31 protein-coding genes and 1 pseudogene are annotated in these 23894 nt (G+C 39.3%); 19 read left to right on the top strand and 13 right to left on the bottom strand.

The features are described from left to right. The 7 genes and pseudogenes from AAA970_RS27120 to AAA970_RS27095 all read left to right on the top strand — a co-directional run bounded on the left by AAA970_RS27120 (position 1) and on the right by AAA970_RS27095 (position 3967). Positions 1 to 444: a hypothetical protein gene (locus AAA970_RS27120; protein WP_338240091.1), complete on the top strand. Its 444-nt coding sequence runs from the start codon at positions 1 to 3 to the stop codon at positions 442 to 444. 223 nt (positions 445 to 667) lie between these two features. Beyond that, positions 668 to 2092 (top strand): outer membrane protein assembly factor BamB family protein, encoded by a 1425-nt coding sequence (locus tag AAA970_RS27115; RefSeq protein WP_338240090.1) that lies wholly within the window; start codon positions 668 to 670, stop codon positions 2090 to 2092. 247 nt (positions 2093 to 2339) lie between these two features. Beyond that, positions 2340 to 2705 carry a hypothetical protein gene (locus AAA970_RS27110; protein WP_338240089.1) on the top strand — a complete coding sequence of 122 codons (366 nt, stop codon included), beginning with the start codon at positions 2340 to 2342 and terminating at the stop codon, positions 2703 to 2705. Continuing rightward, positions 2624 to 3292, top strand: coding sequence for an RHS repeat-associated core domain-containing protein (locus AAA970_RS27105; protein WP_338240099.1), 669 nt, complete (start codon positions 2624 to 2626; stop codon positions 3290 to 3292). Before AAA970_RS27110 ends, AAA970_RS27105 begins: the two co-directional genes overlap by 82 nt. A 25-nt stretch (positions 3293 to 3317) precedes the next feature. Next, positions 3318 to 3440: a hypothetical protein gene (locus AAA970_RS27100; RefSeq protein WP_338240088.1), complete on the top strand. Its 123-nt coding sequence runs from the start codon at positions 3318 to 3320 to the stop codon at positions 3438 to 3440. Positions 3441 to 3454: 14 nt separating this feature from the next. After that, positions 3455 to 3574: pseudogene (locus tag AAA970_RS27920) on the top strand (hypothetical protein); the annotation flags it as partial. 6 nt (positions 3575 to 3580) lie between these two features. Further along, the gene (locus tag AAA970_RS27095) at positions 3581 to 3967 is read left to right on the top strand and encodes a DUF2750 domain-containing protein (RefSeq protein ID WP_338240087.1); all 387 of its coding nucleotides are present in this window, start codon (positions 3581 to 3583) and stop codon (positions 3965 to 3967) included. A 74-nt stretch (positions 3968 to 4041) separates the two neighbouring features. Here AAA970_RS27095 and AAA970_RS27090 read toward each other — a convergent pair whose 3' ends face one another. Next, positions 4042 to 4413, bottom strand: coding sequence for a hypothetical protein (locus AAA970_RS27090; protein WP_338240086.1), 372 nt, complete (start codon positions 4411 to 4413; stop codon positions 4042 to 4044). Here AAA970_RS27090 and AAA970_RS27085 point away from each other — a divergent pair. The 7 genes from AAA970_RS27085 to AAA970_RS27055 all read left to right on the top strand — a co-directional run bounded on the left by AAA970_RS27085 (position 4399) and on the right by AAA970_RS27055 (position 10322). Continuing rightward, positions 4399 to 5310, top strand: coding sequence for an RHS repeat domain-containing protein (locus AAA970_RS27085; protein WP_338240085.1), 912 nt, complete (start codon positions 4399 to 4401; stop codon positions 5308 to 5310). The two genes, AAA970_RS27090 and AAA970_RS27085, sit on opposite strands and share 15 nt — an antisense overlap. 4 nt (positions 5311 to 5314) lie before the next feature. Next, a complete protein-coding gene (locus AAA970_RS27080; RefSeq protein ID WP_338240084.1) occupies positions 5315 to 5743 on the top strand; it encodes a hypothetical protein in 429 nt (142 codons plus the stop codon). 23 nt (positions 5744 to 5766) lie between these two features. Further along, positions 5767 to 6696, top strand: a complete 930-nt coding sequence (locus AAA970_RS27075; protein WP_338240098.1) for an RHS repeat domain-containing protein — start codon at positions 5767 to 5769, stop codon at positions 6694 to 6696. Continuing rightward, on the top strand, positions 6693 to 7058 hold the full coding sequence (locus AAA970_RS27070; protein WP_338240083.1) for a hypothetical protein: 366 nt from the start codon (positions 6693 to 6695) through the stop codon (positions 7056 to 7058). Before AAA970_RS27075 ends, AAA970_RS27070 begins: the two co-directional genes overlap by 4 nt. 109 nt (positions 7059 to 7167) lie before the next feature. Next, complete coding sequence (locus AAA970_RS27065) at positions 7168 to 8463, top strand: RHS repeat domain-containing protein (protein WP_338240082.1); 1296 nt, start codon at positions 7168 to 7170, stop codon at positions 8461 to 8463. Next, on the top strand, positions 8409 to 9305 hold the full coding sequence (locus tag AAA970_RS27060) for an RHS repeat-associated core domain-containing protein (RefSeq protein WP_479531376.1): 897 nt from the start codon (positions 8409 to 8411) through the stop codon (positions 9303 to 9305). Before AAA970_RS27065 ends, AAA970_RS27060 begins: the two co-directional genes overlap by 55 nt. Before the next feature lie 612 nt (positions 9306 to 9917). Then, on the top strand, positions 9918 to 10322 hold the full coding sequence (locus tag AAA970_RS27055) for a hypothetical protein (protein ID WP_338240080.1): 405 nt from the start codon (positions 9918 to 9920) through the stop codon (positions 10320 to 10322). Between the two features lie 621 nt (positions 10323 to 10943). On the opposite strand, the gene AAA970_RS27050 is transcribed toward AAA970_RS27055, so the two are convergent. The 4 genes from AAA970_RS27050 to AAA970_RS27915 form a co-directional block, all read right to left on the bottom strand. Next, positions 10944 to 12152: a type II toxin-antitoxin system HipA family toxin gene (locus AAA970_RS27050; protein ID WP_338240079.1), complete on the bottom strand. Its 1209-nt coding sequence runs from the start codon at positions 12150 to 12152 to the stop codon at positions 10944 to 10946. Between the two features lie 26 nt (positions 12153 to 12178). After that, on the bottom strand, positions 12179 to 12463 hold the full coding sequence (locus AAA970_RS27045) for a helix-turn-helix domain-containing protein (protein WP_338240078.1): 285 nt from the start codon (positions 12461 to 12463) through the stop codon (positions 12179 to 12181). 116 nt (positions 12464 to 12579) lie between these two features. After that, positions 12580 to 12759 carry a hypothetical protein gene (locus AAA970_RS27040; RefSeq protein ID WP_338240077.1) on the bottom strand — a complete coding sequence of 60 codons (180 nt, stop codon included), beginning with the start codon at positions 12757 to 12759 and terminating at the stop codon, positions 12580 to 12582. A gap of 149 nt (positions 12760 to 12908) precedes the next feature. Continuing rightward, positions 12909 to 13073 carry an ATP-binding protein gene (locus tag AAA970_RS27915; RefSeq protein WP_420916762.1) on the bottom strand — a complete coding sequence of 55 codons (165 nt, stop codon included), beginning with the start codon at positions 13071 to 13073 and terminating at the stop codon, positions 12909 to 12911. Between the two features lie 230 nt (positions 13074 to 13303). Between AAA970_RS27915 and AAA970_RS27035 the strand changes: the two genes are divergently transcribed. The 3 genes from AAA970_RS27035 to AAA970_RS27025 all read left to right on the top strand — a co-directional run bounded on the left by AAA970_RS27035 (position 13304) and on the right by AAA970_RS27025 (position 15183). Next, positions 13304 to 13702: a hypothetical protein gene (locus AAA970_RS27035; RefSeq protein ID WP_338240076.1), complete on the top strand. Its 399-nt coding sequence runs from the start codon at positions 13304 to 13306 to the stop codon at positions 13700 to 13702. After that, a complete protein-coding gene (locus tag AAA970_RS27030; protein ID WP_338240075.1) occupies positions 13702 to 13902 on the top strand; it encodes a helix-turn-helix transcriptional regulator in 201 nt (66 codons plus the stop codon). Before AAA970_RS27035 ends, AAA970_RS27030 begins: the two co-directional genes overlap by 1 nt. Before the next feature lie 501 nt (positions 13903 to 14403). Continuing rightward, on the top strand, positions 14404 to 15183 hold the full coding sequence (locus AAA970_RS27025; protein WP_338240074.1) for a ParB N-terminal domain-containing protein: 780 nt from the start codon (positions 14404 to 14406) through the stop codon (positions 15181 to 15183). Between the two features lie 9 nt (positions 15184 to 15192). On the opposite strand, the gene AAA970_RS27020 is transcribed toward AAA970_RS27025, so the two are convergent. The 8 genes from AAA970_RS27020 to AAA970_RS26985 form a co-directional block, all read right to left on the bottom strand. Then, complete coding sequence (locus AAA970_RS27020) at positions 15193 to 15519, bottom strand: nucleotidyltransferase domain-containing protein (protein WP_338240073.1); 327 nt, start codon at positions 15517 to 15519, stop codon at positions 15193 to 15195. Beyond that, complete coding sequence (locus tag AAA970_RS27015; RefSeq protein ID WP_338240072.1) at positions 15507 to 15968, bottom strand: nucleotidyltransferase substrate binding protein; 462 nt, start codon at positions 15966 to 15968, stop codon at positions 15507 to 15509. Before AAA970_RS27015 ends, AAA970_RS27020 begins: the two co-directional genes overlap by 13 nt. Before the next feature lie 28 nt (positions 15969 to 15996). Next, complete coding sequence (locus AAA970_RS27010) at positions 15997 to 16869, bottom strand: ParB/RepB/Spo0J family partition protein (RefSeq protein ID WP_338240071.1); 873 nt, start codon at positions 16867 to 16869, stop codon at positions 15997 to 15999. A gap of 4 nt (positions 16870 to 16873) precedes the next feature. Next, the gene (locus AAA970_RS27005) at positions 16874 to 17944 is read right to left on the bottom strand and encodes an AAA family ATPase (RefSeq protein WP_060688780.1); all 1071 of its coding nucleotides are present in this window, start codon (positions 17942 to 17944) and stop codon (positions 16874 to 16876) included. Positions 17945 to 18626: 682 nt separating this feature from the next. Next, entirely contained in the window at positions 18627 to 18980 is a 354-nt protein-coding gene (locus tag AAA970_RS27000) for a hypothetical protein (RefSeq protein WP_338240070.1), read from the bottom strand. A gap of 21 nt (positions 18981 to 19001) precedes the next feature. Further along, positions 19002 to 20456 (bottom strand): replication initiation protein, encoded by a 1455-nt coding sequence (locus AAA970_RS26995; protein ID WP_338240069.1) that lies wholly within the window; start codon positions 20454 to 20456, stop codon positions 19002 to 19004. Positions 20457 to 21350: 894 nt separating this feature from the next. Continuing rightward, complete coding sequence (locus AAA970_RS26990; protein WP_338240068.1) at positions 21351 to 22628, bottom strand: replication initiation protein; 1278 nt, start codon at positions 22626 to 22628, stop codon at positions 21351 to 21353. A gap of 149 nt (positions 22629 to 22777) precedes the next feature. Then, complete coding sequence (locus AAA970_RS26985; protein ID WP_338240067.1) at positions 22778 to 22951, bottom strand: hypothetical protein; 174 nt, start codon at positions 22949 to 22951, stop codon at positions 22778 to 22780. A 487-nt stretch (positions 22952 to 23438) separates the two neighbouring features. Between AAA970_RS26985 and tnpA the strand changes: the two genes are divergently transcribed. Together tnpA and AAA970_RS26980 are read left to right on the top strand one after the other, a co-directional pair. Next, complete coding sequence (gene tnpA, locus AAA970_RS27910) at positions 23439 to 23609, top strand: IS66 family insertion sequence element accessory protein TnpA (RefSeq protein ID WP_420916760.1); 171 nt, start codon at positions 23439 to 23441, stop codon at positions 23607 to 23609. Then, positions 23552 to 23894, top strand: a 343-nt coding sequence (locus AAA970_RS26980) for a hypothetical protein (protein WP_420916763.1), incomplete at its 3' end; no start/stop codon positions are given. The genes tnpA and AAA970_RS26980, both read left to right, overlap by 58 nt.

Genomic DNA, 23894 nt, shown 5'->3' with positions numbered 1-23894 from the left:
ATGAAAACATCGGATAAATTGGGATATTTGTTAGTCATTGTGGGGTTTATTGTCTATTGCTCTACTCATATGGTTTTGTCTTTATATGAAACAGATTATCTCGTTTTTGGAGAAAAAGGAACTGTTATTATAAAAAATATTGAATATAATAATGGTGATTTTGTTTACTGGTGTAAAGAAAAAGAAGGTAATAATATACTTTATACCTCATTACCTACGGACAAAAGTTACTCTATAGGGCAAGAAATAAATGTTTTGATAGTCCCTCATTTTAAAAAGGTTATCCTGGGAAGGTTTATTTTACCTTTGTATATCTTTTCATGGGTAGTGTTTTTTTTCCTTCTTTCTGTTTCCGTCATTTCTTTATTGAAAATTAAGGGATTGGAATCAGTTCAATTTTTTGGAAAAAATATCGATTTGACAAAGTTTGGCCAAGGTTTATAAAATATCTGCCGCCTCTCTGGCCTAAGTGTTACACGACTTTTCGAGTATGGCTTAGGCCACTCCCTAAAAAAAATTGACTTCTCGGTAAATAGAAACCGAGCGGTCAGCACCCGTGTAATTAAAGATAAAAACATCGGCTCTTAGCACAGGTATTGGAAAAATCATTCCAAATAAAAATTACATAAGCCAAAATCTCAAATAACACAATAAAATCAATTAACCTATGAACTTTTTAAACCATCGTTTAGCCCTGCGATTACTGGGCTTTACCTTCATTTTTTTTGCTTGCTCCAAAGAAGGAGATCCATTGAATGATGATTCCGGAAATGATAAGGAGGAAGTTATCAGCATAAATGCCTCTATTGAGGGTGCTATGTTATATGGCCAATACCATGTCGGACAGCCACTAGGGCCTGAACAGTATATTGAAACCCACTTCTATTTTAAAGAACCAGGTAAATATAACATTGTACTTAACTCAGGCAATGGCTATCAATTCAGTGCTTCTGGAGAGATCCTGAGTGTTCCCACACTGGCTAAAATCCCGCTTATGGGATCCGGCACACCCTTAAACGACCAGTTAGATAATTTCACTATAGGCAATGAAGAAAAATCGAAAAGCATTAACATCCAGGTGATGCCGGATATTTCGGATAGATTAATTCTAATCAAAGAAGAATCACATGCCTTCAACAACCACACAATCACTTTGGTTGATCTCCTGAATGAGACCAAAGTTTGGGAAATAGCCTCAGGAAATAATCTTGACGGTAGCTACAAATATGGAGTTTTACATGATGCTTCCCTTATTTTATCTACGGGAAATGGCGTAAAGGCTGTTAATGCTTATACAGGAAATGTAGAATGGGAACGTTCCGATATTAATCCTCAGAAGGACTTCCATCTAAATGAGGGAGTACTGTATGTTTTCAATGATGATGGTTCCTTTATGGCGGTCAATCCCGAAAATGGAAATGAAATATGGACTTATAAAAGTCTCACCTCTTATATTAGGGAGACCGAACCATGCTTTCATAATGATAAAATTTACCTTGTGGACACTGATGATAGCATTTATTCCATTACTACCGGGGGTGCTTATGTTGAGAAAATTACCGATGGGAAACATATTGCCGGAATATCTGATCAGGTACTGATTCATTACGAGAATAGCAAAATATTTGGTTTCGATCTAACTACACATAAAGAGCTTTGGCATATAGACACTGAGGGGCATAAGGTAGCAATATATGAAGGTGATCTTTTTGCTATGGAAGGATTGACATATAAGAAAATTTTAAGGTGCTATAATATTCATAATGGTACTATAAAATGGGAACATTCTTTCGAGAAAGAACTTCAGCAGCACTTTCTGTTTGATGGGGATGTGCTGTACCTGCAAATGGGTAAAATTCATGCAGAAAAGATTGCTCTAAATATTATTGATGGAAGTCATATTTGGAAGAATAGCTATGACTTTTATGGTATTGCTGCTACGCCTTTAATTAAAGATGGGGAAACCATGTACTACGGAACTAGCAATGGAATAGTCGGTCTATCCGCAAAAAATGGCATCAGAGGGTATTTTTATCCCAAAGCAGACTTTTTCTCTGTTAAGAATTTGTACGGGGTATTGCCTAAACTGTAATAACTATAAACCTTAACCATACATCAGATCAGATTGTAATTATTATTAATATGAGGAGTTGTTACCCGTGAGGTAGCCAAAACTTGAAGATATGAATACTCAAACCTTCAGTATAGAGACCTTCACAGGAAGCAAAATTTCAACTATCCCTCCCCTTATTGAGGGGGCTAATCTTAAATAAGGGGGGGAATCATCGCAATACTTCATCGAAGGGCAGCGTATTGTCTCCAAGATTGGTAACAGCAAGTTGGATGCCGATCTGAAGAAGACCGCAGGGAACGGAAAAGTCAATTACAATCAAAAGAAAGAACTCGTATTTGAGGGCTTTGTCAAAAACCTGAAATTCCTCGGTGAAGATGGTTCCTTCCTCACCCCGGGGAACTCCGGTAAAATTCCTCCGGGACCAACCGACGAAGGAGGTTCGCCGACACCTTTAAAAATTCAAAAAATTGGAGGCAAATTAAGCCGGGCAGTGGAAATGACAATGGAAACGGCAACGGCGGAGGAAATGGTGGTGGTTCTACCGAAAAAATTGCATATTACTTCCACCCGGATCATCTGGGTTCTTCTTCCTTCATCACTGATGCGAGCGGAGAGGTTTACCAACACTTAGAGTATTTTGCCTATGGAGAAACGTTTGTAGAGGAGCATTCAAATACCCACAGAACACCTTTCTTGTTCAATGGAAAGGAACTGGATGATGAGACCGGCTTGTATTATTATGGCGCGAGGTATTATGATCCGAGGAGTAGTGTGTGGTTGAGTGTGGATCCGTTGGGAGAAGAAAGAAGTTGGCTTTCTCCATTTAATTATTGTCAAAACAATCCAATCATTCGTATAGATCCGGATGGAATGCTTGATAATATTGAAATTAAAGGGGAAAATAATTCAAGTATTACCTTAAAAACTGATTTAATTGATGTCTCTGTAGATGCGAGTAAATTTGTTGGAGATTTTGGTGGAAATTATGTTTTTGAGGGAGAAGACTTGCTGGTTGCTGCTTTAGACATAGTTGGGACAGTAGATCCAACTCCAACAGCAGATGTGTTAAGCGCTAGCATAGAAGCAAAAAATGGTAACTATGGCAGTGCAGCACTTAGTGGTTTAGGTGTTATTCCTTACATTGGTAACGTTGGTAAGCTAGGTAAGATTAGTAAACATACTAAATCATTTAAAAAAAGCGATCAATGGAATCAATAAGGGGAGAAAAGGAAAACAGGCCAAATTGAGAAAGTTGGCTTCTGACCCTAAATTAGGTAAGGCGGATAAGGGATGGCTTAAGCAAGATATTAATCAAATTAAAGAGGCAAAAGGAAAAATAAAAGAAATCCACCAGGAAAAGATTTAGCGCACGAAAGAGGCCGTGAGGCAGCCAAAGGTTATGGATATGAACACTCAAACCTTCAAGGTAGAGACCTTCACAGGAAGCAACATAAGTTTGATAATTGGGGAAGGAAAAACAAAGAAAGACCAATAAAGTAAAATGTAATGACATTAAGTAAAAAAGAAGTAGAATCAGTATTAAAGCTTAGTCCATTTGAGAGGTATCAATATTTCATAAAAAAAGTAGCTGATTATGAGGAACTATGGACCATTGTGGATGATAAAAATGAATTAGCCCTATCAGAAATAGATAATAATCAAATGATATCTTTATGGAGTGCATCTGAATATATACAGAGTAATTTAGGTGATGGTTGGGAAAATTGTCGTTCTCTTAAATTAGATTTAGATTCATTTGAGCAAGATATTATGCCTGTAATAATTGAAAATGAGTATTTACTCAATGTTTTTTCTGTCAATAATAAATCAGGTTTTGTGGTTAGTATTTCTGAGTTTATAAGAGATTTGAATGAGGAGTTAAATAATTATTAACTAAAAATCGGACATGTAAAATTTCAACTAACCTTCCCCTTATTGAGGGGGCTAGTCTTAAATAAGGGGGGGAATCACCTAACTTCTACATCGAAGGGCAGCGCATCGTCTCCAAAATTGGTAACAGCAAGCTGGATGCCGACCTGAAGAAGACCGCAGGGAATGGAAAAGTCAATTACCATCAAAAGAAAGAACTCGTTTTTGAGGGCTTTGTCAAAAATCTGAAATTCCTCGGCGAAGACGGTTCCTTCCTCACCCCAGGGAATTCTGGGAAGATCCCACCAGGACAAATTAAGCCGGGCGGTGGAAATGACAATGGAAACGGCAACGGCAACGGCGGAGGAAATGGTGGTGGTTCTACCGAAAAATTTGCATATTACTTCCACCCGGATCATCTGGGTTCTTCTTCCTTCATCACCGATGCGAGCGGAGTGGTTTATCAGCATTTAGAATATTTTGCCTATGGAGAAACCTTTGTAGAGGAACATAGCAACACGCATCGCACGCCATTTTTATTTAATGGAAAGGAATTGGATGATGAAACAGGGCTGTATTATTATGGCGCGAGGTATTATGATCCGAGGAGTAGTGTGTGGTTGAGTGTGGATGCACTCTCAGAACATGAAAACCAAGTTGATAAATCTCCATACATTTATGGATGGAGTAATCCAGTCAAGTATGTAGACCCTGATGGGAATTGCCCGGATTGTCCTACGGAATATCAACCTATCGCTGAAGATCAATTAATTTCATATCTAGCCTTACATACTTGGGCTTCAATAAAAAATGTTTCAAGTGTATCTGCAGGAGCCCTTCTATCGGGTGGAAATACATTTTTGCTAAGGCGCCAGTATACTGTAGCGGCAGATAAAAATGGACAAGTATTCTTACATGAAAGCGATATTTATGCAGAGAGCAAAGGCCAATCCGCAATTTCCGTATTAATCGATGCACTTTCTATATATCCAGGCGGAAAAGGAGGAGGATTAATGGCAAAAACAGGTTCTAAAGCAGCCTTTAGTAGCATTGCCAAATCTAGTATTAATTCTATTGGAGATATAATCAAAAGTGCATCTCGAATTCAGAAAGGAAAAACATCTCGAGGAGTACAAGCATTAAGTAAAAAAATAGGTAGAGGTGATGAACCTTATAGAGGGCTTAAAGCAACACAAGAAAATGTTACATCAATCATAGAAAATGTAATGAATGCTAATAATAAAGTAATTAAACCAGGGAGGAATCAACAAGGAAAAGAAATAATCGACTTTTTTAACCCTGACTCTCGACAAGGAATCAGGTTAATCAAAGAAACTGGTGAATTTGATACTCTCGTAAATTTTTAATTATATGAGAAAAAACATTCTTAATTTATGCAAAACCCCTACTATGTTAAAGGGAAAAAGTATAACAAATATTTGGATATATTTATATGAACCTTTTGATAATACTAATTTTTCAAAATTTGAGGAATTAGATGGGGATTTATATTTAGAGATAAACAGAGAGCTAATTATTGCATTTTACCCTAAAACTGAGGATTGTAGTATTGAATACGAAATTGTTAGTTTGGAAACATTACCAGTCCCATTGATTAATGTATTGAGCTCTTCATACTGGGAGCAAAGGACTAATATTCAAATAGTCAAAGTAGAATGCATATTAGAGTATTTGCCTATCCCTGCAGGAATTAGAATATTCTTTGAAAATGGAATTAAAACAGAAATTAAATATATATCTGATGACGGAAATGTATTTGACTCATTGCAGATTTGTTAAGCCTTAGTTTTTTAAATTAAAAAATTTCATGCCACCCGGATCATCTGGGTTCTTCTTCCTTCATCACTGATGCGAGTGGAGAGGTATATCAGCATTTAGAATATTTTGCCTATGGAGAAACGTTCGTAGAGGAACATTCAAATACCCACAGAACACCTTTCTTGTTCAATGGAAAGGAACTGGATGATGAAACAGGGCTGTATTATTATGGCGCGAGGTATTATGATCCGAGGAGTAGTGTGTTTTTGGGGGTGGATCCGTTGGCGGAGAAGTATTTAACTACTTCAGGTTATGCATATACATTGAGTAATCCTATCTTATATTCAGATCCAGATGGCCGTGATGCACGAGTATCTGTCAAGGGAAATACTATTAATGTTTCGACTACTATTTATATTTATGGTTCAGGAGCGAATCAAGAAGTGGCTGAAATGATGCAGGCAAATATTATGGGTGATTGGAGCAAAGATAATAAAGGACAAAATTGGATCTACAAAGATGGTGATTCTTCATATGAAATAATAATCGATGTAAAAGTTAAAGTTCTAAAAGGAGATCCTCGATTTATAAGAAAAAAAGGGGGCGATAATTATATTGAGGTTTCCAAAGAGCATCGTGGTTCATCTTATGTCTTGGGACTTGGGGGGAATAGTGGTAAATGGAGAGGAAAAGGGCGATCTAATTTACCACTATCTAAAGACGATCCATCTTCACATGAAACAGGTCATCTATTTGGAATAAAAGATTATTACGAAAATAATTTACCAATTGAAGGATGGGAAGGGAATATTATGGCCGAACCTGCAATGAAGGGGAAAGTAGATCAAAGGAATATTAATGAAATGGTATCACCCGTTGTTGATAAATTCAATGATTCTTTCACGAAAATGTTTAATGATATTTTTGGTTCTGACATTGAATATAAGTCAACAATAAAAGAAGATTTAAGATGATTAAAAATATAGCATTAAGCATTGTAATTATTTTAATTTGCTGCTACTGTTCTTTATCAAGTAATGAAAAATGCAATTTTGTAAAGGCTGATATTTCATTAAATAATTTAACTGAAAAGGAAATATTGAAAGAACTAGGTAGTCCCTCAAATATTTCGAAAATAATTATCACTAAGAATTATACAGGATTCGAGTATCAAGATTTTTCTATGATCACTAACGACTTGGGTGAAAATGATACGGTCGAAGTCATGGAATTGAAATGGACGAATGAAGTGAATAGAGTTATTTGGTTGAAGAAAGAAGAGAAAGTATGGACTTCTTTTGATAATCTGACTTGGAGGGGGGATATTTTATTTTGATATCATATTTGCCCTTCAGATCTTCAAGGTTGATTCCTCCCTCTGATCGAAGACCCCAATTTTCGACCAGAGGAAAACCACCTACGACACCTGGAACCGACTGACGGAGATGATTTACCCCGACGAGGAAAAGGTGACTTATGAATACAATACCGGTGGCTTGCTGAAGCAGATGTATGGTCAAAAAGACGGTAACAAATATGCCTATGTGGACCAGCTGGGCTACGACAAATTTGAGCAGCGCACCTTCCTGAAATACGGCAACGGTACGGTGACCAACTACAGCTACGAGCCCAAACGCCGTCGCCTGGCCAATATGCAAGCCTATACGGCCAAAGGCAGGGCGATGATGGACAACCACTACGGCTATGATGCAGTGAACAACATCCTCAGCCTGCAAAACCGCGCCGAAAAACCGGAGAGCAACCTGATGGGCGGAGGAAGTGTCTATAATTATGAATATGACGAGCTTTACCGCCTCACCCATGCCGAAGGCCAGCATTTTGGCAGTAACCACGAGCACCGTTACCAGATGGACATGGCTTACAATAAGGCCGGCGCCATCACCCATAAAGCGCAGGAGCATACCCGCAAAGGCTATGACGAAACGGACTGGAGTCCGCGTAACAAGACCACCTATGCGCAGGACTATACCTATGGCAAGGACCAGCCACACGCTCCGATCCATATCGGTAGAAAGACCTACGCCTACGACCCCAACGGTAACCTCAGCGGCTGGACGGATGATCTTAGCGGTCAGCGCAGAAACCTCGCATGGGATGAAGAAAACCGCATTCGCGCCATCGCCGACAATGGCAATACCTTCAACTACGTCTATGATGCCAGCGGCACCCGCGTGATTAAAGGGAAAACCATCGGCCAGAGCATCGACGTCAACGGCAGCCGTAAAGGTGGAAAAGGAAGCATGGGCAACAACACCGTTTATGTGAATCCCTATCTGGTGCTTACCAGCGGTGGCTACACCAAGCACTTCTACATCGAAGGGCAGCGCATCGTCTCCAAGATCGGTAACAGCAAGCTGGATGCCGACCTGAAGAAGGCCGCAGGGAACGGAAAAGTCAATTACAATCAAAAGAAAGAACTCGTTTTTGAGGGCTTTGTCAAAAACCTGAAATTCCTCGGTGAAGATGGTTCCTTCCTCACTCCGGGCAACTCCGGTAAAATTCCTCCGGGACCAACCGACGAAGGAGGTTCGCCGACACCTTTAAAAATTCAAAAAATTGGAGGCAAATTAAGCCGGGCGGTGGAAATGACAATGGAAACGGCAACGGCGGAGGAAATGGTGGTGGTTCTACCGAAAAATTTGCATATTACTTCCACCCGGATCATCTGGGTTCTTCTTCCTTCATCACCGATGCGAGTGGAGAGGTTTACCAACACTTAGAATATTTTGCCTATGGAGAGACGTTCGTAGAGGAACATTCAAATACCCACAGAACACCTTTCTTGTTCAATGGAAAGGAACTGGATGATGAAACAGGGCTGTATTATTATGGCGCGAGGTATTATGATCCGAGGAGTAGTGTGTGGTTGAGTGTGGATCCTTTGGCGGAGAAGTATCCCCGTTTGAGTAGTATGGCATATTGTGCTAATAACCCCGTTAATTTTATTGATCCAGATGGTAGAGAAATACTTTTTCCCCGAGCACAATGGTGGGGTAATTCAAAATTTTCGTGGAACTTTCAAGAAGACATAAATGATATCTATTCCAGTAGTTTTGGGAAAGCGCTAGTTAGGGATTTACACTCATCAGAAGTAAAAATTCAAGTTACAAATGCTGCCACATTTATTGGTAATGATATGAGTGATTTAAAAAATTCTATTACTGAGGGATCGCCTGAAGGAGGCCCTAGAATATTCACTAATGGTACGAAAAATGTAGGAATAAGATATGCGAGTGTAGCAAATTTGTATATCGATGATGTTTTAGTGAAAAGTTCATGGGAAATTCTTGCTCATGAAATGGTTCATGCTAGAGATTTTGCAAATTCATATTTTAAAAACATAAAAAAAGAGCATAATCTTAATGAAAAACAAATTCACGAAATAGGTGAAATTCGCTCCATGATTTTCACCAATTCAATGAGGTTGGAAAAATATGGAAAGGAGACTCAGTTAAGAACCAAATATAGAGGGGGAAAATTATTAAATGATGATGGAATCACGCCAATCAAAGATTATGGTTTTGATATTACAGAGGGATTGTTAAAAACTATTGAAGAATAATAATGCATATGAAAAGTTATAATAAAAACAATATCCAAACACACTTATTATTACCAATAGGTATTATTGTAATATGGTTTTTGATAATGAAATTTAATTGCTTAACGAAATATGAAGAATTATTTGGTTGTTTAAAACAAGGAGAGTTTGGGTATCCTAAACCTTATACATATCATTTACTTTTATTCATCGGCGCTATTATTTATTTCTTATTTTATATTTTATTTTTATTAAATATAAGCAAAGTGCCTTCGGTTTTTTTCAAGGCAATTTCGTTTATATTGTTAATTATTTTCATCACAAAGGCTATTACTTCGGATTTCATAATCTTAGAATTCAATTATTTCCTAATGGAAAATATATTTTTATTTTTACTAAGTATCAATTCCCTACTATGGGCTTATGAATATTGTATTTCACGAGAACCAAAAAATAAATGATTACTTCTCATGGCCTTGGTATTACATTAGTTTGTGAGTATCAATAAGCCACCCAAACAAATATTCACCTCAAGCGTACAGAAACCTCGCCTGGGATGAAGAAAACCGTATTCGCGCCATCGCCGACAATGGCAATACCTTCAACTACGTCTATGATGCCAGCGGCACCCGTGTGATTAAAGGTAAAAATATCGGCCAGAGCATCGACATCAACGGCAGTCGTAAAGGTGGAAAAGGAAGCATCTGCAACAACACCGTTTATGTGAATCCCTATCTGGTGCTTACCAGCGGTGGCTACACCAAGCACTTCTACATCGAAGGGCAGCGCATCGTCTCCAAAATTGGTAACAGCAAGCTGGATGCCGACCTGAAGAAGACCGCAGGGAACGGAAAAGTCAATTACCATCAAAAGAAAGAACTCGTTTTCGAGGGCTTTGTCAAAAACCTGAAATTCCTCGGTGAAGATGGCTCCTTCCTCACTCCGGGGAACTCCGGTAAAATTCCTCCGGGGCAAATTAACCCGAATTATTCATACAAACCACACAAAAAAAGATATAAATCGCTACTTTATAGCTAGTTAAGACAAAAATATAGCATCGATTGTAATCTCCAACCAAATGGGTACCACCCTTCCAATCGAAAGGATCCCTATTAAAAGTGGATTTGATGGACTAAAATGGCATTCACAAAAGTTATAGGATTCAACTGGATACTAAAATAGCATTAGAGAATATGGCAAAAGTACTTTTGAAGCACAGTTATTAATGGATTTAGTTATATAAGCTTACACTCTTGTTATTAGCATTATACATTACTATATAATAAAAGTGATTTTAGAATTTTTCAAGCAAGGAACATAATTCCTTATATGTTAACCACTTATATGCACCCTACCAGAAAACGATCTAGAGAAAATAAAAAAAATACCCCCACATTTACTGAAGGGGCTCCCGAAAATAGATTTTTAGATAAAATTTGTGTAACTACCAAATAAAAGAATATCACCCTCTACTTGAAAATGATTCCACTTCACAAATCTAATTCAAATTTGAATAGGAAATAAACTACCAAAATCTATTTAGATATAAAGGCTATGAATAATTCGGGTTAATAATGAGCTAAATATTAACAAGTTACACAACTCTGTAGACTTATATTAGCTCATTTCACTTTTACTTATTGACCTTTCCTGGAACCACTACCACCTCTCAACCAACAAACCATTGATCGTCTTTGCTATGGCTTTCTTTGAAGCCTCCGTAACTCCGGCCTGATTGGCAAACTGCGGCCAGTTAGACAAAGTATCCTTAACCTGCTCAATAATTTGGTTCACGTTATTAACACTAAAATATTTTGCTAATTCTTTGATATGCTTGGAGCCTGGATTTTGGCTTTCACCGGCAACCATGGTAGAATGAAATCCATGACCTGAATTGGAAAAGGTCAAATCATAAGCCGGCGCCATGGTCCACGTTCCTTTTTGATCCATCAAAAAGGAAAAATTCTTGCTATGGTCATCACGATTATGCCCAAAAATATTGAAAGTGGCCAGTCGCAAAACATCCTCATAACAGCGCACATCTTTTTGAAGCTGGAAAGCTCCATCCATCAAATGACCGTAATCCATATTACTCAATCGAAAGTTATCATGCATCAGTCCGCTGGCTGAATGCATGTGTAAACGATGATTCCCTATCCGGTCAAATCGTTTCGTTCCAAAATACGGTTTTCCACTTTCCCCAAAGAAAAGGCGGCACGGGCTCATGAAAATACCCGCCTCTTGCGCCATCAAGTAGTAGGCATATTCGACATTGGAAATATCAGACATATCCAATGAAGAGGGAAACTTGATCAACCAGTGCTCCTCTCCTTCTTCTGCTACATTTCCCTTGCGAAGTGTATCGGATTTGGGTTTGTATAGTAAATTCACTTTTGGGCGGGCTCCACCAGAAGAACCTCCAGCCTGAAACAAGCTTTCCAACAGGTCCGAGCTCGCCCCATCATAGATCTCATTACACTCATGCTCCCACTGCTCCAGCAAAACTTGTGTGGTGGTACTCTCCTGTTCCATCTCAGGATAATAAACCAAAGCCCCGGGTCCATTTTGCCCTACATAAGTCAGTCGATCCAATGGAGTCAATTGCTGAAAAGGCAGCCCCATCGCAGTCAGCTTCCGATCAAGCAACAGGCGCCCCCAACCATCAGGCAGGGAGTCATTAAAAACACCTGCCAAACCATCAAAAGAAAAAGCAGACATATCCACCACCTCTTTGGTTAGCGGTAACTTAATCGGCGATAATGATAAATTACGATCAAGAATTTCAGGATGATACTTGAACAATATCCGGCGATCATATTGTACCAACTCACCGACAGGCAACTGCTGGTCCTCGCTCCAGCGCAACATCACTTTTATCGTTTTCACATGCTCCATCACCAGTCCTCGCTAAATAGTTGATCCAGATTTTTTCCGCCCTCTTTCTCCTTCTTTTGAAACAACTTTTCAAAATCATCCAAGCAGTTCAGTACATGCGCTAATTTCAGCAAAGACAACAAAGCGATTTCACCTTGTTGCTCAAATCGCTTCAAACTACTCAAAGACACCCCCGACCGGTCAGCCAATTGTGCCTGGGTAAATCCTTGTTGCTTACGAATGATTTTAAAACGTTCGGCCAAAGCATCGGCTTGCCGCTGGGGAGTATTTCCAAATGAAATCATAGCCTAAATATAAGCTATTTTGGAATTAAAACTAACTAAATAGCCCATATATTAGCTATTTCAATTAATAACGTAATGCTCAATTCAGAAACGACCAACAAAGCAACCATGTAACATCATGCACTCAACCGCTCCTTCACCCACTGAATAGTCAATATCAGACTATCAAGTTTTTCAAAGATCTCGTCAGAACATTCCAGGTCAGCCAGTATTTTTGAAAAATCAAGAATGAGCTTAGATATCTTTCGGAACCAATAAGCCTCATCATCAAATTCAGAGTTCATGATTTTTTGCATGAAACTTCCAATATGTGTATCGTGGATATTCCGGTTCGATTTGTGCCACCCTGTAATCTCCAACCAAATGGGGACCACCCTTCCCACCGAAAAGGGTACCATTAAAAGTAAAATTAATAGGCTAAAAGCCCATGGTTGTTTTCAATAAATTATGCCTGTAGTGTAAGATTCATTGTTTCTCTTAATCGATAAGACTCCCCATCCCTATTGATCAAATGAGCTTTGTGAGTCAACCGGTCAATCAGGGCTGCTGTTAGTACCGGGTCAAGGAATATCTCATGCCACATCTCAAAGTCCAGATTGGTGGTGATGATCGTTGATTTCCTTAGCAGGATTTCTTGTTTTGCGAGGTGGTATCATTTTCAATTAGAAAGTGGTATCATTTTCGGTGGTGGTTACACAATGAAGTAGAAGTGATTTCAGAACATTATTTATTCTTTCTTATTCTTAGTTAAATTTTTCACCAAGATATTTGCTTACTATTTTAATGTAAAGTATATTTTACTTTTTGTAACCTATTCTTTACTTATAAACCATTACCATTATGCAAAAGGAACTTAAGCTACTGCCTAATCAATTCGTTAAAATATCAATTGGATTGATAATTATAGGGTTAGCAATCCTAATCTTACCTCTATTCTCTTCAGGTGAGTTATTGTTAAGTCGTCATACCTGGGTTATTTTATCTAAAAGTATTATTGTGACTGCAATGCTATTAATAGCGATATCTAAAAGTAAGGTAGAAGATGAGCGTACTTTGAGAATTAGACTTTATGCATTTACTGCTACGTTTTTATGGGGAACATCGGTGGCAGTTTTAGATGCAATCACCGGTGTTGTATCTGGGGAAGGTTTCCTTGCTTCAACCAGTGTATTGGATCATTCTTTTAGTTTGTTTTTCTTTTATTTTATATACTTGAATTTTCTTAAACTTTCAAAATAGTGAAGAATTCAATTAAAATTCAAAGAGCCATTAAGAATCTCACTCAGAAGGATTTGGCAAAAAAAATAGGAGTATCAAGACAAACCATTAATGCAATAGAAAAACAGCGATACACTCCTTCAACCATTTTAGCCTTAAAAATTTCCAAGGTTTTCGGATTGAGCGTGAATGAAATTTTTGAGTTGGAGAATGAAGATTAGCATTAGAGCGTCATGATCTTTTTGGTTCACTGAGTTAAAATATACTTGAAAGCATTACCTAAATGGGGGCACAATGAATATCTATGATTTTACGTAAAGCTATGTAATACTTAAAAAGTACAAACTGACAGTATTTTTTTGATTCTTCACATCGGATTAAAACCCGAAGATTTTATAAAATATGCTGTAAACACCATTTTATGGCATATCTCATACCCGCATTATTTTTTGATTATGGCTTCAGGATAATGGGCTACACAGTGTGTAGCTTTTGTGTAAAGTGTCAGTATCATAAAAAAGGTGAAATTGTCTAAGGTTTTTGATATTGGTTACAGGAAAACCTTAGACAAACTCATCAGTCAATTGTTTGGATAATTCTTTAAATTTATGACAATGCACTTTTTTGCACCATAATGCACCGACTACCTTCTTCAATAATTCACTCCCGTAAAAACTCATAATCGTGTAGAACGAACTGCACGAAACCAAACCTTTCATACTATGAGTTTAATGTCCAATGTTATCCGAGAAATGCGGGAGCAGGAAGAACAGCAAAAAAGAAAAGACCGCCATCCGCCGATTATTTCTGTGCTTAATGAATTACGGGACTTGATCCGTCCACTTACAGAAGAAGAAAAAAACAAGCTTTACGACAGCATCAAAAAGGACGGCGTTCGGGATCCTATTATATTTTGGAAGCACGATGATCAGCATATCATCATCGATGGCCACAACCGCTACGAAGCTATTTGCAAATTAGGCATCAAAACTTTCCCTTGGGTAGAAAAGCATTTCAATTCCCTGGAAGAAGCCAAGGACTGGATGATCATGAACCAGTTCAGTCGGCGGAATTTGAATTCCAAACAGATGAAGTATTATCGGGGACTACTGTATAATAGAATGAAATCCAATAATGGAGGAATTCGAAAGGGAAAAAATTTCAGTGGGAAAAATTTACCCACTGATACCCGAACATCCGCTGTACTCGCCCAAAGTCAGGGTATTTCTGAAAAAACCATCCGAAATGACGGACTCTTCCAAATCGGTCTGGACCTGCTGGATTCCCAAGAGCCTGGCACCAAACAAGCCGTCCTGAACGGTACCAAGAAAATTTCGGACAAGAGGATTCAGGAATTGGCTTTAGGGAAAATCGAACTATCCCTGACGGAGAGAAAGCCGCAGATTACTCCGAAAAAACTAGAGGCTGCGGTTGAGCTCATTTTACGGGCTAAAGAAGAAAATTTGATTCAACCGGAATTGTGGGAAAAGATTAGAAGCTAATTATTACCATTACTCTCCCCTGTCTGCCACATAGAAAACCCGACCACACCTTTCGATATGATCTTTTAAATCCGGGTTATCAATTTGGTGAAATACCGACAGATCAATGGTATAAGGAAGGAGTAGATCATCCAACTCATTTTCGATTTGGAAACATTGTAAGGTGTCTACCCCTTCCCCGACTATTGTCAAATCAATATCCGAATTAGGACGATAATTTCCCTTTGCTCTGGATCCATATAAAATCACTTTTTCTATTTCAGTATGAGTCGAGAATACCAACCGAATATTATTGATTTCCTGATCTGACAAACCGATTTCTCCTATTCCTGCCATGGTAGATCCTCTTCCGATTTCTTAGCTTCCATCATTGATTCAAACGCCTCAAATAAGGGAAAATAGGTGGCTACCACCTGAGAAAATATAGCTTCGGCAGTGCTTTCATTATAGGTATGAGAGCTTTGATTTCGACTATTAATAGTTTCCATCCAAAGTTTTCCATCAGTAATCAAGTTTAGTTTAAAGGCTTGCCTGATGGCATCCCTTGAACCTCCAACTGTGGTATTTCCCTGGTAAATGGCATAGTCCTTCATTACATTCCAAGCCAACTCGTGCGTATATTCAAATCTCTGGATAATACCTTCTTTGATGATTTCTGATTCAAAATCATTATCAAAATCAGGTTTTTGCTCCAAATATTGAATAGCCTCACGAAGTTTAGATAATGCTTTCTGAAAATTACTAAAGCGTTGTTTCCAACGAATATCTTCTTGATTAGCGCTCATACCTCAATATACAATTAAAAATATTATCTTAACCTACCACCTTCTCCTCTACCCGCTTCAGTGTCTCCTCTAACAACTCCTTCAGCTTTTGTAATTCCTCCTGCTCCATTTTCTCGGCAGATTTCAACCAGCGGTCCGCCTGCTTCCGGTACTTATCCAAATTGCTCAATGGAAGCTTTGGGGCTTTTTCTTCCGCTTTCAATCCCAGCCAAACCGGAATTTCAATCTGTTCTCCCTTATTCAACAGCACACCCAACTTTTCCAAATCGCCTTTTTTCACCCGGCTCAGGGCAGCCTGTTCCTGTTCTGAGATTGCCGCTTCTTCCAGGGAAGTCAGGATGAGATAATCCTTCCAGTGAGCATTTTCTTTACCAATGGCTTCCAGCGCAAGGAATACATTGCGGTCATTCTCCAGTGTACGTTTACTCACTCCCAATTTCTGAGCAATCTCTTGAGTCGTCTCCTCATCCGATGATTTCTGCAACTGTATGCCTCTCAAAAAAGAAGTCATCATCGGGGTGATGTTCCGGCGGCTCAACTGGTTTTTCGCCATCCATTCCAGTGCATCATCACGAGTCTCCAACGCTTTGATGGAACGGAAAGGGACCTGATCAAAACCCAAAGATTTGGCGATTTTCAATCGATGGTGACCATCAATCACAAACTTCTCAGATCCGGTATCCCACACTTTAATCGGATCGAAAATTTCTCCGTCCTTTTCAATGGACGCTTTCAAATTCGAAAACTCCGATTTCGACAAAGGATGAATGAACTGCTCAAACAATGGCAGCACCTCCAAAGCGGTAGGAGGGGTTTTATGAATATCAATACTGATGCCGTTCCCTACGATCGATCGCTTCTGATCAGGATTTGGTTTATTCTTTCTGACTAATTTCGCCATTGCATTACATGGTTTGGGTTAATTCCTGATACAGGCTCATAAAATCATCATGAGCGTTGATACAAGTTGCTTTCTCGCCTTTCATCTCCGGATGTTTACCCGCCTTCAGCTCAAATCCAAAACTTACCGGATCCATATCATATTTCATGGCTTTTTTGATACCGGAAAGGTCACGCACCAGATTTTCAAACACATAAATTTTCAACTCATCCAGACGTTCAGAAATATCCGCAATGGCTTCTTTATCTTCTTTCTTGGCTAAGGTGATGCGATTGAAAAAGGCGCCGGAAATTTTCAATTTCGGATTGTCTTTGTGGATCTGACTGATGTAATTGTACGAATCCACCAATCCTTGAATGGAAAATCGGGAAGCATCCAATGGCAAATACACATGCTCCGCACCCAACAGTGGGGCGTAAGAAAAGATCGTATCCAGATCTGGGCGCATATCAATAATGATGATGTCATAATCCCGATTAATGGACTTGATCAAAGTATCAAAACACTTCGATTTTTGAAGAGGGGAGAGGCCAATACCTTCTTTCAAAAGACTGGTCAATTCACCATAATTAGGCAACAAGTGGTAGTTATCCAGGGCTTCCATCGGCTGCACCAGGGCTTCTTCAAATTTGGAATTGTCCACCAATACATCCATTAAAGATGGAACACTTTCGCCATCTTCCTCCAAATCATACCGGCTGATCCCATAAGCCGCTAAAGCATTGTTCTGATAATCCGCATCAATCAACAATACCTTTTTACCTTCATTGGCAAATGCACTGGCAATGGAAATAGAAGTAGTGGTTTTGCCCACGCCCCCTTTTTGATTCCAGAATGCGATCACCTTGGCAGGAGGATTAATCAGGTCCAACAGTTTTTCCTCTGTCAAACCATAATTCGCCTCAAAGTAGGGCAGGAGCTGCTGCGTCAGTTTTGGGGACAGTACCTGCTGGTGATTGATCACCTGGCTCAGCGTGGTCCGGCTGACTTCCGTCTGCTCATTTATTTCGGAAAGGTTCAGAATTTTCTTCTTCTCCGCTATCCATTTACTTAAGGCAATGTTTAAGTCTTTCATGGCGATTACTTAATGGGGGAGTGCGCAGATTCTGCGCATTACTGTATGATTTTGTTCAAAAATACAAAGTAACTTAACCAAAACCTATCATAATTGAACAAAAATGTAAAATAAAAAGAGGCGAGTGCGCAGATTCTGCGCAACGACCTCGATTGATGCTAATTTTTTTACAAAAGTCATCAAATTGAAGCAATTAGAAGAAATATATTATTTTGTATAAAAATAATTACTTCAATGGTTAAATGGACCGCCTTCAACATAGTAGTTCAAGTACCAATTAATCTTTATCAACGATGGAATGGAGCATATTTTCCTGGCAACTTTTTCTAACCCTAATTCTGGCTATTGCTATTTTCGGAGTATTCAGATTCGTAATTCTAAAAAGAAAAAGATAAGGGGTTTTTGAAGCCCATAAAAATCACAAATCCTCAAATCCGGTAAACAGGGGAGATTGCGCCTTATTTTCAATCGGCTCTCTTACCGGAGTATTTTGAGGCTCAATGTTGTAGGGCTAACTTCTATCTACTCGTTTCTTTAGGAAAGATTCAAAATTTGCTTCTTCACCATCCACTTATGCTCAAGGCTTTCATTTGATTGTAAAAAGGGTGTACACAGATTCTGCGCAAGTCTGAATACTAAATTCAAAAAAATGCAGGAGGGAAGTATTCACCACCTTACATCATCATTGATCGACAAAGAAAAGCCCGACTAAATTTAAGGCAATGAACCCCTTTCGCGCGCCGGAAATAATCAATGGGTGACCTATATAACCTTTGGGTAACACTACTGCATCATCTACTGGCTCCAAATCAAGTTCGTAACATTGCCCCTCCATTAATTTTTTCCCGGCAGGGGGAATTTTAATGTCTGAATACACCACAATATCTTTCCCTTCTTCATCCTTAAAAGATAAGACATAATACCCATTATCGGATGAGGGGTAATAACTTTCAAAAGTAAAGCAATCATCTGGAGATATTTGAGGGTTTACTCCGATACTTAAAAAATGTAGCCATAAGATGTTAAAAAATACCATTATCGATTAATCTAAAATCTGTCACAAATCCTCAAATCCGGTAAACAGGGGAGATTGCGCCTGATTTTCAATCGGCTCTTTTACCGGAGTATTTTGCTGCTCCGCCCTCCAGGCCTCACGTCGAGCCTCTACATATTTTCTTGGATCAGCAGACAAATACCAGGTTTTCTCCTCCGCCGTACCAATAGTGGCGATCATATAAGTCCCGAACTTCAGCCAGTCACCACTCTCCAGCTTGCGATTAGCTATCCGTTCCAGTACTTCCCGCTTTCCGGTACTGGAACCATTTTCCATATACCACTCCCGAAAGCTGTCAATCAATTCCGGCTTCTGATTCACCATCTGACAGTAAGGAACCCGGACTTTCTTATAGTTTTCACCATATTCCTGTGCCCATTTTTCCTCCAGCTCTGTCAGCTCTTGCGCCCGCTGTTTTTCCTGTGCGACTCTTTCCGCCTCGGCTTCCTGCACTTTTTGGGTTTCGGTATCCTGCACAAACTGACGATGAAAAGCATCATCTCCCATCAGTTTCATTTTATAAGCCTCCGGATTTTTAACGCCTTTTTGGTTAGCTATATATTGTTCCGCATAAATTTCCTTCTCCGTCTTCTCTGCTTTCTCCACTTCTTCGAAAGGAATATCCAAAGTTCGCTGCTCAGACTTAGCGGCTGGTTTCACTTTCGGAAGCTTCAATTTTACCTGTTTATTCTCTGCAACATAATCCGGGTTCCGCTCAATTTTAAAAACGATATACTCAATGGCCCGGCCACTTCGCACCTTTTCATAATCAATCAGAATATCACTGGTGGTATTGATTTCCTCCTGAGCTACTTTCAGTACTTTAGTCTCAAAATCATTAAAACGAGGGTACCTGGTTTTCAGCTTCTTCAGATCTGCATCTTCCAGAATTTCATTGTTCCGGTTTTTCTTTCCCACCGGATGAATAATCAACCCCAAACGCTCGCGGAGAAATACCACTGACACTTTCCGCTTCCCCAAGCTAAGATATTGTTTACACAATTCATAAATCCGGAAGGTATGGGAACTTTTGAACGACCAAACATGCCCCAGTAAATAGGAGGTATAGCCTTCTGCCGTATCAATATCAATCAGCAAATCGCGGGCATTTTCAATAAATCGAACCCTGACCACCCGACGGTCTTCATCTCCCTCCGCTTCCAGCAATGGAACGCTTCGCCAGTACTTCCCATTTTTCGCAGACACATCCATGGTCAAGGTGGTCATTTCCTTAAGTGCATTCGACACCAATTCATATTGCCTCAATCCCACGCGGGAAGTAAACAAGGCCTGCATCGGTATTTCCATCCAGTCGAAACGCTCCTGCTGAGGTTTCAATCTGGAAAAGGCGACGGCCAAAATCCGCTGCTGCAGAACAGATAGGTGATTTCTGGTCTCCACCAATTTGTTCGACTTCACTATGGACAGCTCTAAATCCGGAATTTGGTTATCAATCATTTTCGTTTAATTACCGACAAAAGTACGAATACTCGCTTTTCAATTACCACCAAAAGTACGCAGACGAAAATCAACCCACATCAGCGCGCTCTTTAAAACCACCAAAAGTACGATTGGCTATACGGCTTTCTCCAAAACTAACCACGAATAATACAGAAAACAAGCTTATCATCGTACTTTTGTCGGTATTAATTCGTACTTTTTTCGGCTTTTAAGATTCAGTCCTTTAAAGGTTGCGTACTTTTGTCGGTAGTTCGCGTACAATTGGTGGTTTTATTGCGTACTTCTTTCGGTAGTTCGCGTACTTTTGTCGGTAGTTTGCGTACTTCTTTCGGCTTTTAAGCTTGTAACTTATTCTATATCATAGACTTATAGCACCCGAAAACACTTAAAACATATAAAACAAAAAACAAACAGTTATGGTCGTTGCAATTTTTGTCGTAAAAAGAACTTGATATTTAGTTTATAGAAGTAGAAATAACAAATACTACTCATAATCAGGTAGTTACATTTATTTTTTTAAATCAGCTATTTGTCACGAATATTCACGCCTTTGTCAAGGAATTTCATAAAACTATCCTAACCAATCATTTAACTGTTTAAATCAGAATCAAAAAAAGGCTCACAGAGCCCATAAAGGCGGATTTTGAGCCGTTTTTTTCGCTGAAAACAATTATAAATACTATAAAACTTAACAAACAACAGGTTGTTGTTTCTTCTAAAATTTTATGGTGGAGTCGAAAGTTGGAGCGATGAAGATTTTTAGAAGAAATTAGTTCAGTGGATTAGGGAAATAACCTACCACCAATGCATTATGTTAAATAATAGGATTAAAGTTATCCACTGTACGATACGGAAGATTTAAAAAATAAATATGAGGAAAGGGAGGAGTTATTAACGCTCCATAAACAACTGGTAGTAGGCGCTGTTTTTCATCTCTGTAGCAAAGAATTTTTGATCATAATCCCCTCGTTCGCCATAGGTTTTAACTAACCAGCCTTTATAAGCGATTTTAGACTGCTCCGGGAGCACATCAAACATTAACTGGCACTTCATCCACTCCTGATAGTATCGGCGATTGTGGGGCAAATTACGACCTTTCTGGAGGTGGCGGAGATAAACCTCTACCGTTTGACGATTATGATGCTGTTCAAAAAATTGCTGACGACAAGCATTATTACGTTCACTGAACAGCTGATAGACGTGCGCCTCCCATTCGGCTTCCTTTGCTGCAGTCTTTTGCAGCGCGATGGCCTGCTGTTTTTTTGCTAATTCTGATACATGAGCCCTAAACTCTTTTTGGAAGTCTTCCCTCGGAAGCAGGCTGCGAAAATATCCCATCGGATTTTCAACATTATCCTTCTGCTCCACCACCTGAACGGCATACATCAAATAATCCTCCGGATACTCCTGTCTCAGCTTTTCCAGTGTTCTCGCATTCATCCAAGGCGGAAGCCCAGGAATCGTATTGCATGCCGGCATGGGTGGTTTAGCAGAAGTAGGAGGGACGACCGCTTTCTTTACTTTTTTAACCGCGCCCTTGATTTTAACCACCAGTTTATCAATCTGCCGACCCAAAAATCTGATTTCCTGCTCCACATCCAATAGACCGAACTTCTTGATGTCCGAATAAGCCGGCTGTAATACACGTCTGTCGAAATCTTTGAATCGGGGATAAGCCTTCGGTAAATAGCCCAACATGGCTTTGATTTTCTTAAAGTCAAAATGACGATTCTTCAGCGTCAAATGCTGTCGAAGAAACAAATAGATCCGAATCCTCACGCCAGAGCCCATCTTTTGAACATCCTCAAAGTCTACAGGTGTAAAATTTTGTTTGAGGCCCAAAAAAAACGGTTTAAGTGCTTTTGCAAATCGCAATCGAATATACCCCATATACTTGGGGCATTCCACGAACTCCAGCACCTGATAGGTGCGCTTGCCAATTCGAAGCCGAAGCCCTTTCAAAAACTTACAGGCTTCTCGACAATCTTCATACAAATTCCCAATGGCCTGCCCTTTTTTCAAGCCCACAAATTCCGACAAAGTAAAAGACTCTGTACGAAAATCTGTATCCCCTTGCCTGATACGTTCAGCGAGCCTGAAAATAATCATAAACTGCATTTTGGAAAGGCGGTATGTTCCATTTATAAAATCATTGGACAATACAATCATTCGGCTCAGGCTTAATAGGGTTATTGATTCAGTAAATATAATTATTATACTAATTAATTTAGTTCATCTACTAAATTTTTTCCGAATTTAACACCAAATACCCGTCGTCTTTAACGACAAACTAAAATAATATACATCCATTTTTATACCTAATACATTCCTATAGCTTGGAATATCCGCTTCACTTCTCCTACTGATAACCGCCGGTGCTTAATTTCTATTCCATGCATTTTCATATAGGCCCGTAGCGTGTTAGGATGAATATTCATCATTTGGGCCACTTCCAGTCGTGTGTACATTCCACTTAAGTTCTCAGTATTCATCCGAATTAATGTTGGTTTACTTTATTAAACCCAGATTGAGTAAAGTTATCTAAATTATAACCTACAAAAACGCACAATTTCCCACACTTATAGTGGTTTATCTATATAATTCACTAATAACTTACTATTCACTTTAGCAAAATTAGTTAGAGTGAATATGATTCAAGCTGGATTACTCATATCGGCAATTATTGGTGCAGGGATGATTTATAAACAGTTCACCGCCATTTAGGATCAGGTGAAGCTGGATTTAAAAGCCGTTCGACTACATGCCTTTGACTTCCGAGTAGAGCAATCTGTTACCACCTCGCTCCCTCACAGCCCCATATGAGCAGATTTTCCGCATACGGTTCTTCCCAAATTGGGTTCGTTTTCTGAAAGCGGGGATAGATTTTTGGCATAAGGAGTGGTATCCATTCTGTAACGTTTCCCTTTAGCTAATCACTGTTTCCTTCAATTCCTCCGCCGCATCCCTTTGCTCCAAAAAATGAGGAAAACAAAAACCGATAAAGAAGCTCCAATCAGAAAATGGGAGAGGAGTGGGTTGAGTCAGGCAGATTACTGTAGAAAAAATGGGATTCCTTCAGGGTCTTTCAGAGGGTGGCTAGCCGTCTGGATCAGAGAACAAGAGGGCGATCAACGGAATTTGGCTTCGTAGAGATCAAAACCGATATGATTTCGGAAGAAACCGCTCATAGCCAGACTTCAGAAGGGATAGTAATCAGGTTGAAGGCTGGTAATACTATTATGATTCGAGTCTCCACCCAGTCACATGTTATTGAATTAGTCCTTTCGGCGGACTCACATGCTGTCGCCCAAAATATTGCGATGTATTATTCCTTCTTCGGTACCTGTAGAGCTAATGAAATCAATCTATCTAAATGGCGGGAGGATGTGCTTCAAAGAACAAACAACCTTCCGTTTTCTAAAATCAGGGAGCTAC

The sequence above is a fragment of the Persicobacter diffluens genome (genome assembly GCF_036244895.1).
GTDB classification, from domain to species: domain Bacteria; phylum Bacteroidota; class Bacteroidia; order Cytophagales; family Cyclobacteriaceae; genus Persicobacter; species Persicobacter diffluens.
The sequence above is the reverse complement of the archived record's forward strand: the minus strand, read 5'-3'. Positions and strand labels throughout refer to the sequence as shown.

Excerpts from the sequence above, each read along its gene's own strand:
- tnpA (WP_420916760.1), top strand. The coding sequence starts at position 23,439 with ATGAGGAAAACAAAAACCGATAAAGAAGCTCCAATCAGAAAATGGGAG.
- AAA970_RS27020 (WP_338240073.1), bottom strand. The coding sequence starts at position 15,519 with ATGGCAGGAATAGGAGAAATCGGTTTGTCAGATCAGGAAATCAATAAT.
- AAA970_RS27070 (WP_338240083.1), top strand. The coding sequence starts at position 6,693 with ATGATTAAAAATATAGCATTAAGCATTGTAATTATTTTAATTTGCTGC.
- AAA970_RS27015 (WP_338240072.1), bottom strand. The coding sequence starts at position 15,968 with ATGAGCGCTAATCAAGAAGATATTCGTTGGAAACAACGCTTTAGTAAT.
- AAA970_RS27005 (WP_060688780.1), bottom strand. The coding sequence starts at position 17,944 with ATGAAAGACTTAAACATTGCCTTAAGTAAATGGATAGCGGAGAAGAAG.
- AAA970_RS27000 (WP_338240070.1), bottom strand. The coding sequence starts at position 18,980 with ATGGTATTTTTTAACATCTTATGGCTACATTTTTTAAGTATCGGAGTA.
- AAA970_RS26985 (WP_338240067.1), bottom strand. The coding sequence starts at position 22,951 with ATGAATACTGAGAACTTAAGTGGAATGTACACACGACTGGAAGTGGCC.
- AAA970_RS27080 (WP_338240084.1), top strand. The coding sequence starts at position 5,315 with ATGAGAAAAAACATTCTTAATTTATGCAAAACCCCTACTATGTTAAAG.
- AAA970_RS27120 (WP_338240091.1), top strand. The coding sequence starts at position 1 with ATGAAAACATCGGATAAATTGGGATATTTGTTAGTCATTGTGGGGTTT.
- AAA970_RS27045 (WP_338240078.1), bottom strand. The coding sequence starts at position 12,463 with ATGATTTCATTTGGAAATACTCCCCAGCGGCAAGCCGATGCTTTGGCC.
- AAA970_RS27035 (WP_338240076.1), top strand. The coding sequence starts at position 13,304 with ATGCAAAAGGAACTTAAGCTACTGCCTAATCAATTCGTTAAAATATCA.
- AAA970_RS27040 (WP_338240077.1), bottom strand. The coding sequence starts at position 12,759 with ATGCAAAAAATCATGAACTCTGAATTTGATGATGAGGCTTATTGGTTC.
- AAA970_RS26990 (WP_338240068.1), bottom strand. The coding sequence starts at position 22,628 with ATGATTGTATTGTCCAATGATTTTATAAATGGAACATACCGCCTTTCC.
- AAA970_RS27050 (WP_338240079.1), bottom strand. The coding sequence starts at position 12,152 with ATGTTGCGCTGGAGCGAGGACCAGCAGTTGCCTGTCGGTGAGTTGGTA.
- AAA970_RS26995 (WP_338240069.1), bottom strand. The coding sequence starts at position 20,456 with ATGATTGATAACCAAATTCCGGATTTAGAGCTGTCCATAGTGAAGTCG.
- AAA970_RS27010 (WP_338240071.1), bottom strand. The coding sequence starts at position 16,869 with ATGGCGAAATTAGTCAGAAAGAATAAACCAAATCCTGATCAGAAGCGA.
- AAA970_RS27095 (WP_338240087.1), top strand. The coding sequence starts at position 3,581 with ATGACATTAAGTAAAAAAGAAGTAGAATCAGTATTAAAGCTTAGTCCA.
- AAA970_RS27065 (WP_338240082.1), top strand. The coding sequence starts at position 7,168 with ATGATTTACCCCGACGAGGAAAAGGTGACTTATGAATACAATACCGGT.
- AAA970_RS27115 (WP_338240090.1), top strand. The coding sequence starts at position 668 with ATGAACTTTTTAAACCATCGTTTAGCCCTGCGATTACTGGGCTTTACC.
- AAA970_RS27090 (WP_338240086.1), bottom strand. The coding sequence starts at position 4,413 with ATGCTGATAAACCACTCCGCTCGCATCGGTGATGAAGGAAGAAGAACC.
- AAA970_RS27025 (WP_338240074.1), top strand. The coding sequence starts at position 14,404 with ATGAGTTTAATGTCCAATGTTATCCGAGAAATGCGGGAGCAGGAAGAA.